This is a genomic window from Cohnella sp. GCM10020058 (assembly GCF_042683485.1).
Classification (GTDB): Bacteria; Bacillota; Bacilli; order Paenibacillales; family Paenibacillaceae; genus Cohnella.
In genome coordinates this window covers 49,215-67,743 of sequence record NZ_JBHUJV010000006.1, presented here as the reverse complement: position 1 = coordinate 67,743, position 18,529 = coordinate 49,215, and the positions used below count along the sequence as shown (strand labels likewise).

The window sequence follows — 18,529 nt, the reverse complement described above, 5'->3', positions numbered from 1 at the left end:
TACATTAGTCCCGAGGGGTTCCACTAATAATTCGCCTATTCCGTTTATTTGCTCCAGCTGGCGGAAGGAAGGCAGCCGAACTCCTCGAAATACTTCTGCTCGAAGTTCGCATATTGCCGCGCCGCCTTCTCCATCCGGCCGAGGCTGGAATACAGCTCGACCAAGCTGACGTTCATCTCTTCGCTGAGCGGATAGATCGAGAGATACGCCTCGAGGCGGCTCACCGCCCTCTCCCAATTGCCCTGCTCCAGATCCTCCCGCACAAGACGCCGAACGATTCCCGTATACTGCTTCTCGAGCGCCTGCTCCTGCCCTATTTTCCACAAATACGGCTTCCCGTCGAGCAGAGGTCCCCGGTAGGCGGCGCGAAGCTGCTCCGCTTGCTCCGGGCTTAAGGTTCCGTTCGCGTTGGAGGAAGCGTACATTCGGTACGTCAATTGGTCATACGGCTCTCCGTTCGCCTCCAGCGTGTAGCCTTCGGTCGTCTTCAGGATGTCGAGCGACAGGCCGTTCTCCTTGACCATCTTCTTGAGCAGGTAAATCGCCGTATGCAGGTTGGGCATCGCCCGCTCCTCGGACATCTCCGGCCAGAGCAGCTCCAGCAGCTGCCACTTGGAGACGTCCATGCCGGAGTGGCAGAGCAGGTACGCAAGCAGCTCCTCCGCCTTGCGCGTCGGGCAGCGAACCAGCGCTCCGGCCGAATTGCGGATCTCGAAGCCGCCCAGGCAGCGGATTACGGGCAGAGCGCTAGGCTTGCCGGAAGGCACGGCCGTCGGCTGCTTCTCCCGGAGCCGGCTTGTCACCCGCTCGATCGCGGCCGGCGTAACCGGCTTCAGGACGTAGTCGAGCGCCTGCACGTCGAACGCAGACAATGCATATTGCTTGTATGCCGTGGAGAAGACGATGGCCGTCCGTTTCCAAGTGTCCATAATTCGCTGAGCCAGCTCGAGTCCGTTCATCTTGGGCATCTCGACGTCGATGAACGCAATGTCCGGCCTGAGGCCCGGAAGCTGCTCCAAGGCTTCCAGCGGACTGTCGAATGTCCCCACGATCTCATAATTGCCGTTCCGGCCGATGATCACCTTCATCAGCTCCAGAACCGGCTTCTCGTCTTCTACGATGATGGCACGATACACCTTACGCGCTCCCTTCCAGCCTTCTACGAATGATAGGGCAAGTAGATTATCACGACCGTGCCGGACCCGCGCTCCGATTGCAACGTTAGCGCCGCCCCGGGAATGCCGTCCAACCGCTTGCGGATGTTCGCAATTCCGATACCGTGCCCTCCCCTGCTCTCGCTTGGCTCTCCCTTGGCAACCTTCTGCATCCGATCGTACGGAATGCCGACGCCGTTATCCTTGATCGTCACGACGACATAATTCTCCTCGATACGAGCCGAGAGCCGGACCGTGCCCGGTCCGTCCTTCTCGAACAAACCGTGCCGGATGGCGTTCTCGACAAACGGCTGTATGGATAAGGACGGCACCTCGAATTCCATCAAGCCTTCCCCGATCTCGCAGAGAAAGTCGAAGCGCTCCCCGAATCGGGCCTTCTCGATCTCCACGTATGCTTCGATAACCTCCAGTTCTCTCTGCAAAGGCACGAGCGACTTCCGGCGATCCGTCTCCAGGATGTGCCGGATATATTGGCTCAGGACGGACAGCAGAGAGGCTGCCTTCTCCCCGTCCGTATAGCAGAATCCGATAATGCTGCTGAGTGCGTTATATAGAAAATGAGGCTTGATCTGCGCATGGTGGAAAGCCTGCTCGCTCAGTATCGCCTCTTGTATCGAGATCTTCATCGAGATCAGGTTTTGGATGCGGGCCATCAGCGTTTCTCCGTCAAAGGGCTTCGTCACGTAATCGTTGGCGCCGGACCGGAACCCGAGGGCGATGTCGCGCGCCGAGTCTTTGACCGTGGAGATGAGAATCGGCAAGTCGAGAATCGAGCGCCGCTCCCGAATGAGCCGACAAAGCTCGATTCCCGATATGCGAGGCATCATGACGTCCACGATCGCCAGGTCGACGTTCGGGTATTGATGCAGCTTGCTTATTGCATCCTCGGCCGAAAATGCCGTCACTACGTTGAACTTATGGCGTCTGAGCATCTGACGCAGCGTCAGAATGTTGGAAGCCTCGTCGTCCACGATCAGCACGGTGTGCTCATGTCCGTCGAGCCGATCCAGCGGACCTGCTTCCGGCTCGATTCGATTCGATCGCTCGCGCGATGCGGCGACCTCCAGATCATCGGGCATTCTCTTGGCTGCCGGCAGGGAAAACCTCATACGCGTCCCCATTCCAGGCTCCGTCCAATCGAGGTCGATCTCTCCGCCCATTCTCTCGACGAGCTTGCGGCTGATGTAGAGTCCGACGCCCATGCTCTCGTAACCGTCGCGGGGAAGAAGCGCCGACTGCGTATCGGCGTAATCGCGGAACAGCGTCGCACGCTTCTCCGGTTCAATCCCCGTCCCCGTATCTTCCACAAATATGATGACCTTGTCCTTGTCCATGGACGTCTTGATGATGACCGATCCGCGCTCGGTATGCTTGATCGCGTTGTGCACGAGATTATACAGCACCTGCCGCAGCCGGTTCTCGTCCGCGAGCATCCAAGTCTCTGCTTGAACCTCGTTCTCGAAGCGAACCTGCTTGCCCGACAATTCGAAAGCCAGCATATCAAGAACGATCTGAACCGCTACCCGCACGTCCACCACCGTCGGATACAAGCGGAGTTCCCCATGCCTCAGATGGGTGACATCGATCAAATCGCGAATCAGCATGGACAGCTTGGAGGCGGTATCCTTCACAAGCCATAGGCTCTGCTTCTGCCTCGCGCCCAGGCTTCTGTCCTCGTCTTCCAGCAAGCCGGAGATCAGGTTCAAGATCCCGTTAAGGGGCGTCTTGAGCTCGTGCGACGTATGAATCAGAAATTCGTCCTTTAATTGATTCGATAGCGCGAGCTGCTTCGAGAGAACTTCCGTCTTGGCGTACGCGTTCGACACGCGGACGGCCAGGAGCAGATTCATGAAGAGGATGAAGCCAAGCAGCGCGCACTTGGCAACCAGGTCGGTCGGCACCATGTTCTCCCCGTACAGGCTGATGCCGAACAAAAAGATCATCAGCGTCAATAGGCCGCCCAGCAGCAGGAAGCGTTCGGTTCTCTCCGTCGTCTCGGCCGGATTGCGCGCGTAGAGATAAATCAATCGGCACGCCAGGTACAAGACTGCAACGGACTCGTACATGACGAAGAGATACTTGTAATCGATATGAACCCGGTAGGGAAGAAGCACGACGGACGCAACATACAGCGCGAACGGAAGCTCCAGCCATCTTCTCGTTCTCGGCTTGAACAACCGGTTCTCTACGATCGAAAATAACCGGATAATAAGAACCACGCCAAGGAATTGGAACAGTTCAAGCGCTTTGTAAACCAGGTTGAACGGCAGATCGGGAAGCATCCGCTGGGTGATTTTCTCCCCGTAGATCGACATCTGCAAGCCTAGCATAAGCATGTACGACCCGAGGAGCAGATAAGCCTTCTCCTTCCTCCCGAGTACGTAAACGCTGATGTGATACGCTCCGAGAATGACAAGAACCAGGCTAATCGCGAGATCGGTGCCGATTTGGACGCTATTCAGCTTCGTCATGTCCGAGCTTAGGCCGAATTGCAGGGAGTTGACGATTCCACCCGTGACGAAGTCGTAATTGGACACCTGCAGAACAATCTCGATCTCGGAGCCGTTCGGTTGAAAATAAGCCGTATAAGGCGTGTTGCCCGGCTTGTTCGTCGCGCGGGCTTCGGAGGGCTGCCCGCTCTCCCCCAGCAGCTTGCCGTCGATATAGAGACGGTGCCCCATACGGATGCTCGTCACCTTGATTCCGTAGATGTCATCCGAGGGGCTAAGGCGAAGACGCAAACGATAGGTGCCGTAGCCTCTTCGCGACATGCCTTGGCCATTCTCGGCGGTTCCGCGCCAAGTCCCGGGAACCTTTAAGTAGGAGGGGCCAGGAACTGAGCCTTGACGGAAGCGTTCTGGCGTCACCAGTTCGCCAGGGTAGAACCCCCACTCCCCATCGAGGACGGCCAAGCCCCTTTTCTCGAAATTCCAGCCGCTCAGATCCAACTCCCCTCTGACGGCGCGAGGAGCCTCCCGGCTAGGAACGGTCGGATAATAGATAGCCAGGAATGCGCCCGCGATAAGGAGCAGGAGCATGCCGATCGCTATATTTTGACGTAATCTCATCGTATGTCTCCAGACCTCTCCCTACTAATGCTTCCCATTCTATCATCCGCCGCTCAAGGAAATCTCACAAACCCGGGAGTTTCTCTTCTTCCCATTGTAGAACGCGATCGACGATCTTTTCTACCACGTCGGGATTTGCTGCATCGAAACAACCAATCAACCCGGTTCCGGGTCAACGGCGCTCGACAAAAATCGGCCACGGCAGTATTCGCCGTGGCCGATTGCATCTGTCGACGCCGTCCGTATATGGAAACAGCTGCATGCCGCCGACCGGGAACACGCCGCCGAAGTCGACGGTCAACGTTTGCGGCGCCGCCGCCGTCGGTTTGCCGCCCTGCCAGGCGTCGCCGTCGTTGCGCAAACCGTCGATGGCCCGGACCGTCGCATAGGGGGAGCGGAACATGCCCGCGGTGGCCGACTGCGCCGGCAGCGTACCGTACGGCTCGGCGCCAAGCGTAACCGGCTGCGACGCGGAAGCGGTGTACGTCATTTGCTTCTGCGGCAATTTGAGCGACAGCTCGCGCAGCTTGGCGCCGGTCACCGTATTCCACGGCGCGGGAATGTCCGCCAGCACCGACGAGCCGGCAAAGGACGAGCTGCTGCCGAGCACGAATGTCTCTCCTTGGGACGTATCGCCGACGTTGGCTACTGCAACCACTTTTTCGTCGTTCAGTTCAATCGCTCAAGCCCATGCCTCCCGTGACTGCGCGATTGGCCAGATTGACCTTGTAGTTGAAGGCATTCTTGCCGAAGCTGACGAATGTCGCTCCTTCAGGTTATAGCGAGTTCTCTGTAAACATAGCGAGTTTAATAAAAAAGTCCTCCAGGATAAACCGGCTGTTTACGTCTTTGTAGACGCGAATCGGACGGTTATTCCGTTCGTGAATATATCTCATATCCGGCGCGAATTCGGGTGACGGCAGCCAGTCATACAAATATTCATGGTCGCAAAGCAACAGCCCCACGACGGGGGAATCGCCCAAGCACCAGCATTCGCCGGTTCGGATCGCCGTCTGGATCGCAGCCTCCGTATGTCCGAATTCCACCAGTTGCTGGAATAAATAGTTCCCAAGCTCTCCATGCGGCTTTACCCTGTATGCCAGCTCCGCCATCGAGACCATGACGCGCTGATATACGTTTTTGGGAACTTGCCACACGGGGACTTTGGACTTGAACACGACATTTGCCGCGTGAATATCGTTCCAAAGGTTATATTCCGGCTCGCCTGCCGGATACGCGCCTCCTCCGATCCAGATTACGGTCAATCGGTCGGCAATGCGCGGTTCCATCAACAGAGCGGTAGCCATATCGGTAAGAGGACCTAAGAACGCGACGAACAATGGCCTCGGATCATCGGACATCGCCTCTTGGATGATGAGCTCCGCTCCAGCCGAAGGCATCGGTGTCGATTCGTCGGCTAGCGCGCGCGGCGCGCCTTTAAATATCAGGCCGCTGTCCGGCAGCTTCATCAAATCCAGTATTTTCGCGATTTCCTCATAGCTGTCTTCCATGCTTGTTTTTGAAAGCCAGTCGCCGAAATGCGCGGCAATAAACCCTCGATTATCGAATTTCGGACTTAAGAGGGCGTGAACGATCGCGTATTGATCGTCCGCTTCGTTCTTAGCATCCGTGTCCATGATGAGCCGGATCATTTTCTGGTTAGGTACGGTAAAGTTATATTTATCATAGATCAAGGGGTTCCTCTCCATTCGTCTTCTTCAAGCTATGCCCTCAGATTGGCTGACGCTTCGAACCTTCCTCCGTCCTTGAATTCAATCCGCTCTCCATTCGGCAGCACGACCGTGAGCGGAATCCCTTCCGGACCATGGCCAGTCATTCGGAATACCGTTTCCTCATCCAGCGTCCACTCGACTTCGACAGCGCCGCGATGGGTTGCAACGCTGCCTTGCGCCCATGTCAGCTGCAATGGCTTAGGCGCGACAATAATCTCCGCATACCCTGGCCTGCCGGGACGTACCCCTAGAATTTCGCCCGTAAACTCCGATAGCGGCAGCGCGCTCCAGGCATGGCAATCGCTGCGCGGATGGTTGTCGTCCGTCACCTCGGGCAGCGTCGTTAAATGCGAATGGAGAAATGCCTTCCAACGATCGATGACGCGGGATGCTTTGTCATACAACCCGTGACGCGATAGCATACGGAACAGCTCATAGGAAGCCGGCACCGATAGCTGCGTCATGCGATCAGCCTGCGGATCGATCGTGCGCTCCAGCAACCGAACGGCATCTTCTCCTTGTACGGCGCCGCAGACGACGCCCCACACCTGCGCGTGTTGGCTAAAGTCTCCCGCTTCCGGTCCATCCGCGAACAATCCGATTTCCGGTCTCCAACACAGCTGTATCAGCGCTTCATTTATGGCGTTCGCATCCGCCTTCGCTTCGCGCGCGGCATCCTGCCAACCAACCGCCCCATATATTCGGGAAGCGGCGTGAAGCGCTGCCGCATACATCTGGTTCAGGAGGGTGAGCGGACCTTTTTCATGTGCCGGAGGGGTGCCGATCTCCCAATCCTTGGACCAGTCGAAATAAGGCCAGTACGCTTGCGGCGTCGGACCGACAAGCCCGTCCGGCGTCAGCATTCTTCTAAACCAATCCAAAACGCCGGTCATCGTCGGTACGTATCGCCGAATAAGCGTTTGATCTCCAAAATGCAAAAAGTGCTCGTCGAGCATATGAATCCAATATAACGAGAAGGATGGGATGACCTGTCTATACTCGGATGGATAACGGCTCTGCAGCATGCCCGAGGGCAGCGCGGAGCTATGGTAATCGAACAGCGCGCGTCGAGCCAGCCTGTCGTCGGTGCTGACCGCGTACGTGAACATCATTTGCAGACGCGTGTCCATCGTGTATTGCAGTTGCTCGTAGTACGGGCAATCTTCATACGTTTCATGCATGCACCGCCGAAGTGTGTTCAACGACAGTTGCCAAAGCGCAACGTAGTCGGGATCCGAACAGGAGAATGCAGCTTGAACATCCAAGGGATACCCCGCGTCTCTGTAGGATAACTGCGCGATCTCAAGCGGCTCGTCCTTTACTTCCACTTCAAGCCTAATATACCTGAAGGTACGGAAGTCGAATGGCTCGTACCGCTCTACCTTCTCTCCGGTACCCACGCCGGCCACGGTATAGCAATCCGCTTCTCCGATGAGAATCCCGTTTTCCGCATCGTCCCGCATCCCTTTGACTCGATGATGGAGATTCGATGTCGGCTCCTCGTAGCATTCCGCATAAAGAAGCTTGATACGGCTCCCTCTGCCGCCCCTCAGCTTCAATGTCACGTAGCCGGTCACGAGTTCGCCGGCATCGAGTTCTAGCCAAATGGATTGGCCAGCTTCCACGCTTACGTTTCTTGCACCTTCGCCTTCCAACATTTCCTCGTAGCGAGGGATGGCGGATCGATCGTCGGCTTTTGTAATGCTTCGGAACGAGGCAGGCGTTTCTCGCATCGGCGGAATGGGGCGCGGCGTTAATTGCCACGGGGTCAGCTGGCCGAATCGATCGCCGGTCTCGCAGACAATGACCGCATTCGCCCAGCCTTGACCTACATATCCGGGCAGCTCCCAACCATGGTCCAGGCCGCTGCCGTCGGTGTCCTCAAACCCGCCGAGAAAGAAGACGATCGGGCTCGGCACGACTTTAAAGCCCGGCATTTTTTTGCACAGCCACTTCTCGTCCGAATGCAAGGCTTGGGTTCGTCCGTTTCCTTCAATTAATATTCCCTCAAGAATCATCGCGCCGGTGACCGCCCGATGAATCGAAAGCGGTCCGCTAACGCCTAGCAAATGAGGTCCGGATGGGGCGAAGTGCAGCACCTGAACCGCCAGCACGTTCGTCCCCGCCATGAGACGCTCGCTCAAATCTACCGTCTCGTAATAATGCGTCGAGCGGTCGCCCTTGCAGGGTCCGACCGATACCGATTCCCCGTTGAGATACAAGCGATACCGACTGTCTGCAGAAACGTCGACAACTAGCTGAGCGAGCTGCGGGTCAGCGACCTCAAACTCGCGGCGGAACCAAACCATTTCGTGCGCTCCCGGATCCGACGTCCATGGGTAGCCTTGATGCCAGATCCATCTGGCATTCCATGTTCGATTTTCCTCCATTTCATTTCCTCCTCAGATGCCTGCAATTTAGATTGTTCCCGTGAACCGAACGCAGATCGGTAAAAAAATAGTAAGCAATCCGCGGTTACGACGGGTTACTTACTGTTTCCCTTTATTTTGCGGCCGCCTGCTTCTTGGCAAACAACGCCAGTTTGGCGTACATGTCTTCAAGCGTAAACCGGACGTCGACATTCCGGTAGACCCTGATCAGACGTTCCGTTTGATGATGAACATAATGCATCTCGGGCGTAATTCGCGGCGCTGGCATCGGAACGAAACCATCCGAGTACTCCAGATCGTCGAGAATGAGACTTACGACCGGGGAGTCGCCCAATCCCCAACACTCACCTCTTGGCCATCCGTGCGCATTGTCGTCATTGAATTGAATGAGCTGCTCAAACAGGTACTTCCCGATTTCGCCGTGCGGTCTCACCTTGGCTTCCAATTCCGCCAGGCTGACCCGCATCGTGCTATACACGTTTTGCGGTACCTGCCAAAGCGGGATATGGGATGCCATCACCACGTTAGCCGCGTGAATGTCGTTGCTCAGGTTGAATTCGTGCCTTCCGTGCGGGTAGGGCCCTCCGCCGATCCATATGGCCGTCAATCGGTCCGCGATGCGAGGCTCCATCAGATAGGCGGAAGCCAAGTCGGTCAAGGGCCCAAGGAATACAACGAAGAGCCGGTGAGGATTGTCCGAGAGCGCCTCGCGGATAATCGCCTCCGCGCCCTCCGAGACGACGGGCGTAAGCTCGTCCTTTAGCGCGTGAGGCGCCCCTTTGTAGACCGGCACTTCTCCGGCATCCCCCATCAGACGAAGAACATGTTTGACTTCGGCGTAGCTTTCCTCCATCGAGGCGACGGTCCGCCCGGTACCGAAATGCGCCGCGATGATTCCCTTGTGAACGAACATCGGCGTGAGCAACGCGTGTACGATCGCGTATTGGTCGTCCGCTTCATTCTTGGCGTCGGTGTTCATAAGCAATCTTACTCGTTTCGGTTCCGGCACTTGGAAATTCATATCGATCCTGCTCCGCTTCTGCTTTAGGATTGAATTTTGGCCTCTGCATAAAAGCCTCTCGTTTTTCCGTCAATGAACAAATCGGAGCGAATCCGGAAAGTGCCTTTCTCCCGGATGTCATGAGCGGAAGCGCCTATCATCACCTCGAATTCGCCCGCCTCGATTTTCCAAGCCATGGCGGTATCGAGGAAAGCGAATTGACTCGGATCCATGCTGAATCGGACCGTTTTCGTCTCGTTCGGCTGCAGCGGGACTCTGAGAAATCCGGCCAGCTCTTGAACGGGACGTACGACACTCGCATACTTGTCCCGGATGTAGAGTTGAACCACTTCTTCGCCGAATACCTCGCCCGTATTCGTCAGGTCGATTGTCACGTTCACTTGCTCGGTGGGCGCGTACGTTTCCTTACTGACTGTCAAGTTCGAATATCGGAACGATGTATACGATAGTCCGTGACCGAAGTAATAACGGGGTTCGCGAGGGCAATCCAGGTAGCTCGTGTATTCGTTGGCCGTGCCGACGTGGTAGCTCGAACCGTGGTCGTGATTGTAGAAGAGAGGCACTTGTCCCGCATTGTAGGCAATCGAAACAGGCAGTCTTCCCGCCGGATTATAATCGCCGAATAGAATATCCGTCACCGCTTCCGCGCCGTACTGCCCCGGGTTCCAAGCTTCGATGATGGCGTCCAGGTGCCGGTCGGCCGCGTCGCTCGATATCGGTCGGCCGTCAAAATGGACCGCAACGGCAGGTTTGTTCAAGGCTGCCAACTTACGGATGAAGCTCTCCTGGCATTCCGGAAGCCCGATATTCGTCGAATCGATGCCTTCGCCCGTCGTGCAGAACATGCCCCAGCCATGCTTTCCGCCTAAAGTCAGAACGACGACATCGGCTTTCGCTGCCGCCGCCAATGCCTCCTCGTGCATGGATGAATCGTTTCCTGCATAGGCGTAACCGTAAGCGTAGGTCACTTCTGCATTCGGGCATGCCTTCATGATCTGCTGTAGCAGATTGTTGGACGTCGGATAGTGCTTTCTGACGAGCTCCTCCGTTTTCGCGCTTTCGACCTGCACGATGCTTCCGGGATAAGTGTAACGATTGTTGTCCGAACCGAACCCGCTTGCGCCCAGGTTTGAAATTTTCTCGAAATCGACGCCCGCCATCGTGTTTCCCACATTCAGCATCGCATCGAATAAGCTCGTATACGAATAGCCGCCGAATAAGGATCGCGCGGACGCCGCATGGTGGCCGATGACGGCGATTTTGTGCCGCGCGGTTTTCTGCAACGGCAGCACGCCGTTATTTTTCAGCAGCACGATCGATTGACGCGCCGCTTCCAAACTCGTTTTTTGATGGTTGGGGTCCGAATAAATCCGTTCCGCCGCATCGCTCGGCATCGGATACGGATTCTCGAACAACCCCAATTCGAATTTAGCGATCAACACGCGGCGGACAGCTCGATCAAGCGTCTCGACATCCACCTGACCGTCTCGAATACGCTGCGTCAATTCGTCGTTGTAGCAGTCTTTGGAAGGCAGCTCTACGTCCATTCCTGCCTTTAAGGATAATTCGCCGGCATCCGTCCGGGTCTCGGCAACTCCATGCCTCGTGTGCAGCTCCGAGATGGAGGTGTAGTCGGATACGACCAAGCCGCCGAATCCCATTTCTTCACGCAGAAACTGGGTAAGGTACTTTCTCGAACTCACGACGGGCTCGCCGTCGATGGAGCTGTACGTATTCATGATCGATTTCATATTCGCAAGGGACATGGCAGCCTGGAAGGGCTTCGCATACACCTCCCGCAGCATGCGCGGAGGAATCGGCGTTGCCGCGGCATGTATGCCGCCCTGGGTCATATGGTAGCCAAGAAAATGTTTGGCGCAGGCTAATACCCCTTCTTGGAGGTTTCCGTCATTTTGCAAGCCCGACACGTAAGCCGTTCCCATAGCCGCAGCCAGCGCAGGGTCTTCCCCGTACGTCTCTCCCATGCGACCGAAGCGCGGATCGCGGGCAATGTCGAGCACCGGCGCGAACGCATGGGAAACGCCGACGGCCCGGGCCTGACTGCTAATGACCTTGGCCAGCTCCTTCTGAAGCGCGGGATTCCAGGTGGAGGCTTGACCGATTCCAGTCGGGAAGCTCGTCGCTTCCGGGAGCAGCGCGCCCGCTAACGTTTCAAGATGAAAAATAGCGGGAATGCGATGTTCGCTTAATTCCATAATCTTGTTCTGGATGCGGGTGACCTTGTCCGCGACGGATTCCTTATTCTCCAGCTCTCCCGCGAATAACATAACGACTTCCCCGGCGCCTTGGGGATAGTCCAGCTCCAGCCTTTCGATCGACCCTTTGTCCGGCATATAGCCGACGATTTGACCCATTTTCTCTTCTATGCTCATTCGCTGCAATAAATCCGCCGCACGCTCGTGCGCAGGCAGAGAAGAATCCAAATAGAGGTTACTCATAATCTTCGATTCTCCATTCTTCCTTCCAGTCCAGATAGGCCATCTTCCCATCGAATCGGACCGGAAGCCATACATAATCGGAACGGCATGTATCCAAATCGAGCGATACGGGCAGTTGATCTTCGTCCTTCAACTGATAGTCGATTGCCGGGTCAAAGATCGATCTATACAGGTCTGCCGCGATCCGGGATTGGGTTCCGTCGGCAAAACGATTGCCTGCAAGCTCCGGCAGATTCGGGATCCACCGATCCGCGAGCGCGATATACAAGTCCTTTTTGAAAGGGTGCTTAAAGACGGACGTAATTTGCGAGTTGTATGACGTGCGGGAGCGGTCGTCCGGATGCGGATCGCCCAGGACCTCCCACGGTCCATGGAAGGTTTTCGCGCAAGCGACCTCCGATGGGTTCGGATGATAGCCGGTCGTTCCGGAAGTGAATAAATAGTGCAGCCCTTTTCGATAAAAATACGCAGGCGCTTCCCGCACGTAAGGCGGCTGAACGTTAGGAAAATGCGTAGAGTAATAGCCGGTTACGTCCGTATAGTCGGCCGTCAAGTCGGCACAGATGAGTTCGGTGTGGACTCTTTCAAAGTAATAATAGGCTTTGCCGTCCGGCGCGACGACCAAATCGAAATCGCCGGCGCCCATATCTAACGGCCGGATATCTTGTTTGACGACGGTGTAGGGACCCAGGATGCGGTCGGCTGTCAGAATCGTAGACTTCTGGCCGTTTTGTCTCATGATTTTCATCCAGCACACGAATTTTTGCGTAGACGGGTTAAAAATAATATGCGGCCTGTCCATATATTGGGCGGGGTGAAGCGGGGAATCCGCGTGATCTACGTCAGGAGGAATAATAAGGCCTTTATCTTCCCAGTTATACAAGTCTTTCGACGCGTAACATCTGACTCCCCAGTGCCAGATTCCGCTGCCTGCCGTCGTCTTTTCTTTGTTTTCTCCGTACCAATAGAACGTGTCGCCTACCGTAATAATAGATCCGCCATGGGCCTGGATTCGTTTGCCTTCGGTATCCAGCCATACCTGGCCCGGTTTAATCGCATCGTATGCCAATGGAAAACGCTCCTCTTTCAAAGTAGTTAGGGAAAATCGGCGACGATAAGGTTAATAGCTATTCTTTTACGCTGCCGAGTACGATCCCTTTCATGAAAAACCGCTGCAGGAACGGATATACGAGCAAAATCGGGAGCGAGCCGAGGAAGATTTGCGCCGACTTGAAGGTGCGATCGCTGATCTTCGACAGCTCCGCGATCGTCTCTAGGCTTGCGGAAGTAAAATTCTGCTGGATGACCACGGTTTGGAGGTAACTCTGCAAAGGATAATGATGCGGTGAATTCATAAAAATCAACCCGTCAAACCAGGAGTTCCAATGAAAAACCATGGTGAACAGCGTGATCGTGGCTAAAGCCGGTGCAGATAACGGCACATATACTTTCCAAAGCGTCGTCCAATGGCCGGCACCATCTATGAAGGCTGCTTCCTCCAATTCCTTCGGCAAGCCTCGGAAGAAATTGAGCAAGAGGATCATATTAAAGATCGGAACCGCTTGCGGCAATACAAGCGCCCATACGGAATCGAGAATGCCGGTGTATTTCACCATCATATATAACGGAATAAGTCCGCCGTTAAAGAGCATCGTAAAAACAAATACCCAAGCATATAGCGTCCGTCCCCGGAATTTGCTTACATCTTTGGACAGGGGATAAGCGACTAGGATCGTAAGCACCATATTGATGGACAAGCCGACGACAACTCGTTTGATCGTCACCAGAATTGACTGAAAAAATTCTTCTTTTCCCAGCACGTACTTATAAGATTCCAGCGTAAAGTCGACCGGCCATAGCTTAACGGAGCCTGCGGCAGCCGCAGAACTGGAACTGAACGATACGGCCAGCACATGAACGAGCGGTAAGATGCACAGGATGGACAACAGAGCTAGGAAAACGTAATTAAACCCGGTAAACATTTTACGGCTCGGCGATAAGCGTTCCACCATGATTGTTCGACCTCTCTCCCTCTTAGAATATCCTGTAGTTGGCGAAACGGTAGGCAAGGAAGTAAGACGTCGAAAGCAGAATCAGAGAAACGGCCGATTTGAAAAGACCTACGGCTGTCGCTACCCCATACTGTGCATCAACGATGCCAATCCGGTATACGAACGTATCGATAATATCGCCTGTTTCATAAACTTGAGGACTATACAAATTGTATACTTGATCGAAGCCGGCATTAAGGACTTGGCCCAAAGCCAGCGTTGCTGTCAAAATGATGATCGGCGCCATACCTGGCAAAGTAACGTACAACGTCTGCTTCCACCGATTCGCGCCGTCGATTACCGCCGCTTCGTACAAGGTAGGATTAATGCCGGTCAGCGCGGCCAAATAGACAATGGTATTAAATCCGAATTCCTTCCACACGTCCGATGCGACCAGAACAGGACGGAACCATTCGTTACTGCCTAAGAAATAGATAGGATCGATACCGATCCCCTTCAACGTTTGGTTTACGATTCCATTCGATGGGGATAAAATATCGATTAATACTCCGCCAAGAATGATCCATGATAAAAAGTGAGGCAAATAAACCAATGTCTGAATCGTTCGCTTAAAAAATTCCTTGCGAATTTCATTAAGGAGCAAAGCAACCACGATCGGAACGATCAAACCGACTATAATTTTCATGACCGCAATAATGAGCGTATTCCAGATGATCTGAATCGATCCGGGCAGTGCCAGAACATAGCGAAAATTATCTAGGCCGCTCCACTTGGAATCCAATATGCCGCGAGCAGGGTTAAAATCCTGAAATGCGATAACGGAACCGAGCATGGGACCATAGCTGTAGACGAGAATCAATATCATCCCCGGCAAGATCATGAAATGCAAGGGTAATTGAAATTTCCAAGCCCGTTTTTTCCCCGGCTTGGCCACCGATTCCATGATGGCTAACCGGTCTTCAGTCACTTTATTCAACACGGCGATCTTCCTTTCTTGCCCATAGGGCCGAATTCTGTCCCCAATGAGGACAGAATTCGGATCGAGGCTTCCGTTATTTGGAGCGCAACAACTCATTAACTTCCTTCGTCATTTCATCGCCGCCGAGCTTTTTCCAGTTTTCTACGAATTTATCGAAGTTGTCGAGCGGTTCACCCAAAATAATGTTCGTAAATGTCTGGAGTTCTTGTTTTAGCAGCGTAGAATCACGCTTCGTCATCGTTTCCGTCATGACCTGGGGAAAGGCGCTTGGCAGCAGTAAGCCATTCTTGTCATAATTATCGATGACATTGAAGGAAGAATCCGCCGGGGCGAATACACGGTTCAAGGCCCAGTCGATCGTCTCCATTTTCTGTCCGTCCACCGCTTTCTTCACGCTGCGATAAGCGCCCATCTGTTCGACGGTTACGTCCGCTTCAGTCTTCTCTTTGCTCGTGAAAATTTGTTTCATTAAGCGATGCGTATTCAGATTCTTTTCCGGTTCCGCCGTGAAGATGGAATACGTCCAGCGCTCGATGCCATCAACAGGGCTTGTTACCAATTTGTCGACCTGTTCCTGCGTATACGTTTTTCCGTAGCTGACTTCAAAGAACAGGTTGATCATCTTGAGCAACGCTTCCGGATGCTTCGCATCCTTCCTCACCGCCAGATATTGCGGCGTTTTAAGATTAATGCCCGGCACTTCCGCTTTTGCTGGCTGCTCATCGACGGATACGAGCGGGTACGGCATCAGATCCGCATTCGGATCGGCGTTCTTAAGATCTTGTAACACAAGCGGGGCCGGCATGTTGCCAAACCATAGTCCGATCTTGCCTGCAACGATTAGCTCCTTCTCCTTGTTCCAATCTTTTACGCCGAATTCCGGATCGATGTATCCTTTCTTATACAGCTCCTGCAGCTTGCCCAATGCAGTCTTGACTTCCGGCTGGATGCTGCCGAATTGTAAGCTGCCGTCTTTAGCTTGAACCCAATTCGCTTTTCCTTGTTGGCGCGGGTACGCATGATAGCTATTGAAGAAACCTTCCAGCCCGTCGAAAAACCCGTACAGATCCTTGTCCATCGCCATGCCGTACGTATCTTTCTTTCCGTTGCCGTCAGGATCCTGGTTGACGAACGCATCCATGATCTTGAAGACATCATCCATCGTCTTGGGCGGTTGAAGTCCCAGTTTCTTCATCCAGTCTGCGCGGACCCAAATCATTGGCGCTTGATCGATTTTGGACGTCGGGGCCGGAATCGCGAGCAACTTTCCATCAAACGTAGCGGATTGAAGTGCTTCAGGACCTGATGAAGTCAGGACATCTTTCGTACGCGGACTCGCATATTTATCATAAATTTCCGTCAAGTCTGCAAGCTTGCCCGCATCCGCTAATTGTCGTAGCTGCGAGGCATTCAGCGGAACGATGTCCGGCAAGTCTCCGGATGCGATCGAGACATTCATCTTTTGCTCGCCTTGGCCGCCCGGCTCATCTCCCACCACGGACCATTCGTTTGTGAGGTTAATACCAAGCTTGTTCGCGTATTCGGTGTACCACACGTTTTTATTGATCGTTTCTCCGCCCACGAACTTGACCGAAGGGCTGAGAATGCGTACCGTCGATACGTCGATCGGCTCCTCGTACTTCCCTAAATACAAATCCTCCGGATTAACGGATTCCGCCGCAGAGGCTGTCCCCGTAGCGGAACTCCCCTCTTTGCCGGCGTTATTCGCAGACTCGTCATTCGAATTGTTGCATGCGCTTACAGCTAAGCTAAGGGCCAACAGACCGGATACAGCCAACGTTCCTCCGCGTTTTTTCATCCTTTGTTCCCCCTGGTTAAGTTTTAGAGAATATCGAGAGATCTCTTGATTTCAGTATAGTGAAGCGGCTCTTTAGCGTATATTGCACTCTGTTTGTATCCTGTACTTTCGTTTATGAGTTCGCTCTCCCGGAACTTTACGCGCCGGGCGAAATAAAAAAGAAAGCCCGAAATTAGGCTTTCCACGGGGAATCACGATATGCGATCCGCGCAATAAAATACAACCGTGTGGTTAGTTATCGGTATGGCGCCGAACGTCACGCCTACAATCGGCTCCGGTATTCCTGCGGTGTGACGCCGACATGCTTTTTAAAAAATCGTGTAAAGTAACCCGCCGTATCGAAGCCGACCGCCAACGCGATTTCTTGTACCTTCGCTTGAGATTCCGACAGCAATCCCTTCGCCCGCTCTACTCTCAGTTCCGTGATGTAGTCGGAAATGTTGCGTCCGGTATAGGTCTTGTACAGATTGGACAAATACGACGGATTCAAGTAAACGACGTCCGCCAGCAAGGCCAGCGAAAGATCTTTGTTTAAATGTTCCGCGATGTAACGGTTGAGTTTGCCGATGATCCGTTCCGTTCGTTCATCCTGCTCTTGCTTCCCGTGCCGAATCAGATTGCAGCCCATGTCGCTCAAAAATAGTACTGCCTGCTCCTTTGTCTTGTGCGCGTTTATGTCAAGCAGTCTTCGGAGCGTCGCGTCGGCATCCGCTTCGCTATCCGTACCGCCCGGATTCCTTCTGTTCCATTGATTGAGCAAAATAACCGCGACGGCGTAATAGGTCTGCGCATAAACGGCGAATTGATTCGGCAGTCTCCGGAACAGCTCGTTCAGCGACTCCAAGTATAGCGACTTAAACCCTGTCTCGACGGCGTTCTCGATCCTGTTCATGGCCATCGCGGGTACCTCCGAAGGCGGCGTCGCGTTTTTTTCCTCACGATAGAGAAGAATCATTTCTTGACCGTTGCCGAGACCCAGGATCAGGTTTTGCTTCAACAGGTGGAAGATCTTAGCGATATCCTCCCAGGCAGCCCTGTTTCCGTAACTAATAAACGAAACCGGTATTTGCAACAAAGCCCTGCACGTTTGTTGTATGCTTTCCAGCGTTCCCTGGATGTAAGTCGGCAACTCGTCCCACGCCGCATCGCTCGCTTCCTTCGGCTGAAGCATCCACGCGAAGTAGGCGCCGTCAAGCATGACAGGGAGCATGACAACCCGGTCCATGAACTCTTCGGCAATATTTTGAACCGCATATAAGAGCAGCGATCGGTCGGACAAACGATACTTTTCATCCCAGCGATCGACGCGGCCGCATACAAGCGTCACCGCCTCCTGGGAAAGGAGCGGCGCGTCAAGCTCCAGCAGCCGTGCAGGCAGGTTATCGGTCGCGGGTCCGCCCTCGTCCACGAGCGCCGTAAACCATTCGCGCCGCAGCATCGGGAGCAATTCCTTCTTTTGGCCCTTTGCCCGGACAAGGATGTCGTCGTTGCGGAGGTCTTCCTGGATCGCGCTCGAAGCGCGTCGAATGCTATTGACGATCGCTTCGTCGCCTTCGGTTTTCAGGATATAGTCTACGCCCCCTCCGCGCTGTGCTTGCTGCGCGAACTGGAGATCGTTCACGCCCGTCAGGAAGATTACCTTGCAGCGCGGCCAACGGGACTGTATCCGTCGCTGCAGCTCCAGACCGTCCATCTCGGGCATACGGATGTCGCTTAATACGATGTCCATTTTCGTACGGGCCAGCCAGTCCATCGCTTCCTCTCCGGAATAAGCCCGGTAAATATCCAGTTCCATATCCGGTTCATCCAACAGCATCTCGTATAACCCATCGACGGTAAACGGTTCGTCGTCGACGATCAGTAATCGGTACAT

The 18,529-nt window shown here is 54.3% G+C and carries 12 protein-coding genes; all 12 read right to left on the bottom strand.

What is annotated here, in order from left to right; translation table 11 throughout:
- Positions 1-44: 44 nt before the first annotated feature.
- The 12 genes from ACFSR7_RS08890 to ACFSR7_RS08835 all read right to left on the bottom strand — a co-directional run bounded on the left by ACFSR7_RS08890 (position 45) and on the right by ACFSR7_RS08835 (position 18,529).
- Positions 45-1,136, bottom strand: coding sequence for a response regulator (locus ACFSR7_RS08890; protein WP_378160659.1), 1,092 nt, complete (start codon positions 1,134-1,136; stop codon positions 45-47).
- A gap of 23 nt (positions 1,137-1,159) precedes the next feature.
- Positions 1,160-4,243: a hybrid sensor histidine kinase/response regulator gene (locus ACFSR7_RS08885; protein WP_378160657.1), complete on the bottom strand. Its 3,084-nt coding sequence runs from the start codon at positions 4,241-4,243 to the stop codon at positions 1,160-1,162.
- A 172-nt stretch (positions 4,244-4,415) separates the two neighbouring features.
- Positions 4,416-4,853: a hypothetical protein gene (locus ACFSR7_RS08880; protein WP_378160655.1), complete on the bottom strand. Its 438-nt coding sequence runs from the start codon at positions 4,851-4,853 to the stop codon at positions 4,416-4,418.
- 166 nt (positions 4,854-5,019) lie between these two features.
- Positions 5,020-5,937: a nucleoside hydrolase gene (locus ACFSR7_RS08875; RefSeq protein WP_378160653.1), complete on the bottom strand. Its 918-nt coding sequence runs from the start codon at positions 5,935-5,937 to the stop codon at positions 5,020-5,022.
- Positions 5,938-5,966: 29 nt separating this feature from the next.
- Positions 5,967-8,366, bottom strand: a complete 2,400-nt coding sequence (locus ACFSR7_RS08870) for a family 78 glycoside hydrolase catalytic domain (protein ID WP_378160651.1) — start codon at positions 8,364-8,366, stop codon at positions 5,967-5,969.
- A 112-nt stretch (positions 8,367-8,478) separates the two neighbouring features.
- Entirely contained in the window at positions 8,479-9,387 is a 909-nt protein-coding gene (locus ACFSR7_RS08865) for a nucleoside hydrolase (RefSeq protein WP_378160649.1), read from the bottom strand.
- Positions 9,388-9,410: 23 nt separating this feature from the next.
- Complete coding sequence (locus ACFSR7_RS08860; RefSeq protein ID WP_378160647.1) at positions 9,411-11,846, bottom strand: glycoside hydrolase family 3 N-terminal domain-containing protein; 2,436 nt, start codon at positions 11,844-11,846, stop codon at positions 9,411-9,413.
- Positions 11,839-12,915 carry a family 43 glycosylhydrolase gene (locus ACFSR7_RS08855; RefSeq protein WP_378160645.1) on the bottom strand — a complete coding sequence of 359 codons (1,077 nt, stop codon included), beginning with the start codon at positions 12,913-12,915 and terminating at the stop codon, positions 11,839-11,841. The genes ACFSR7_RS08860 and ACFSR7_RS08855 overlap by 8 nt, the downstream gene beginning before the upstream one ends.
- Before the next feature lie 58 nt (positions 12,916-12,973).
- Complete coding sequence (locus tag ACFSR7_RS08850) at positions 12,974-13,858, bottom strand: carbohydrate ABC transporter permease (RefSeq protein WP_378160643.1); 885 nt, start codon at positions 13,856-13,858, stop codon at positions 12,974-12,976.
- A gap of 22 nt (positions 13,859-13,880) precedes the next feature.
- Positions 13,881-14,801 (bottom strand): ABC transporter permease, encoded by a 921-nt coding sequence (locus ACFSR7_RS08845; RefSeq protein ID WP_378161155.1) that lies wholly within the window; start codon positions 14,799-14,801, stop codon positions 13,881-13,883.
- Between the two features lie 109 nt (positions 14,802-14,910).
- On the bottom strand, positions 14,911-16,656 hold the full coding sequence (locus ACFSR7_RS08840) for an extracellular solute-binding protein (RefSeq protein WP_378160641.1): 1,746 nt from the start codon (positions 16,654-16,656) through the stop codon (positions 14,911-14,913).
- A gap of 262 nt (positions 16,657-16,918) precedes the next feature.
- Complete coding sequence (locus ACFSR7_RS08835) at positions 16,919-18,529, bottom strand: response regulator transcription factor (RefSeq protein WP_378160639.1); 1,611 nt, start codon at positions 18,527-18,529, stop codon at positions 16,919-16,921.

Coding starts and splice junctions, on each gene's coding strand:
- ACFSR7_RS08885 (WP_378160657.1), bottom strand. CDS start 4,243: ATGAGATTACGTCAAAATATAGCGATCGGCATGCTCCTGCTCCTTATC.
- ACFSR7_RS08870 (WP_378160651.1), bottom strand. CDS start 8,366: ATGGAGGAAAATCGAACATGGAATGCCAGATGGATCTGGCATCAAGGC.
- ACFSR7_RS08865 (WP_378160649.1), bottom strand. CDS start 9,387: ATGAATTTCCAAGTGCCGGAACCGAAACGAGTAAGATTGCTTATGAAC.
- ACFSR7_RS08860 (WP_378160647.1), bottom strand. CDS start 11,846: ATGAGTAACCTCTATTTGGATTCTTCTCTGCCTGCGCACGAGCGTGCG.
- ACFSR7_RS08850 (WP_378160643.1), bottom strand. CDS start 13,858: ATGGTGGAACGCTTATCGCCGAGCCGTAAAATGTTTACCGGGTTTAAT.
- ACFSR7_RS08845 (WP_378161155.1), bottom strand. CDS start 14,801: ATGGAATCGGTGGCCAAGCCGGGGAAAAAACGGGCTTGGAAATTTCAA.
- ACFSR7_RS08840 (WP_378160641.1), bottom strand. CDS start 16,656: ATGAAAAAACGCGGAGGAACGTTGGCTGTATCCGGTCTGTTGGCCCTT.
- ACFSR7_RS08835 (WP_378160639.1), bottom strand. CDS start 18,529: ATGTACCGATTACTGATCGTCGACGACGAACCGTTTACCGTCGATGGG.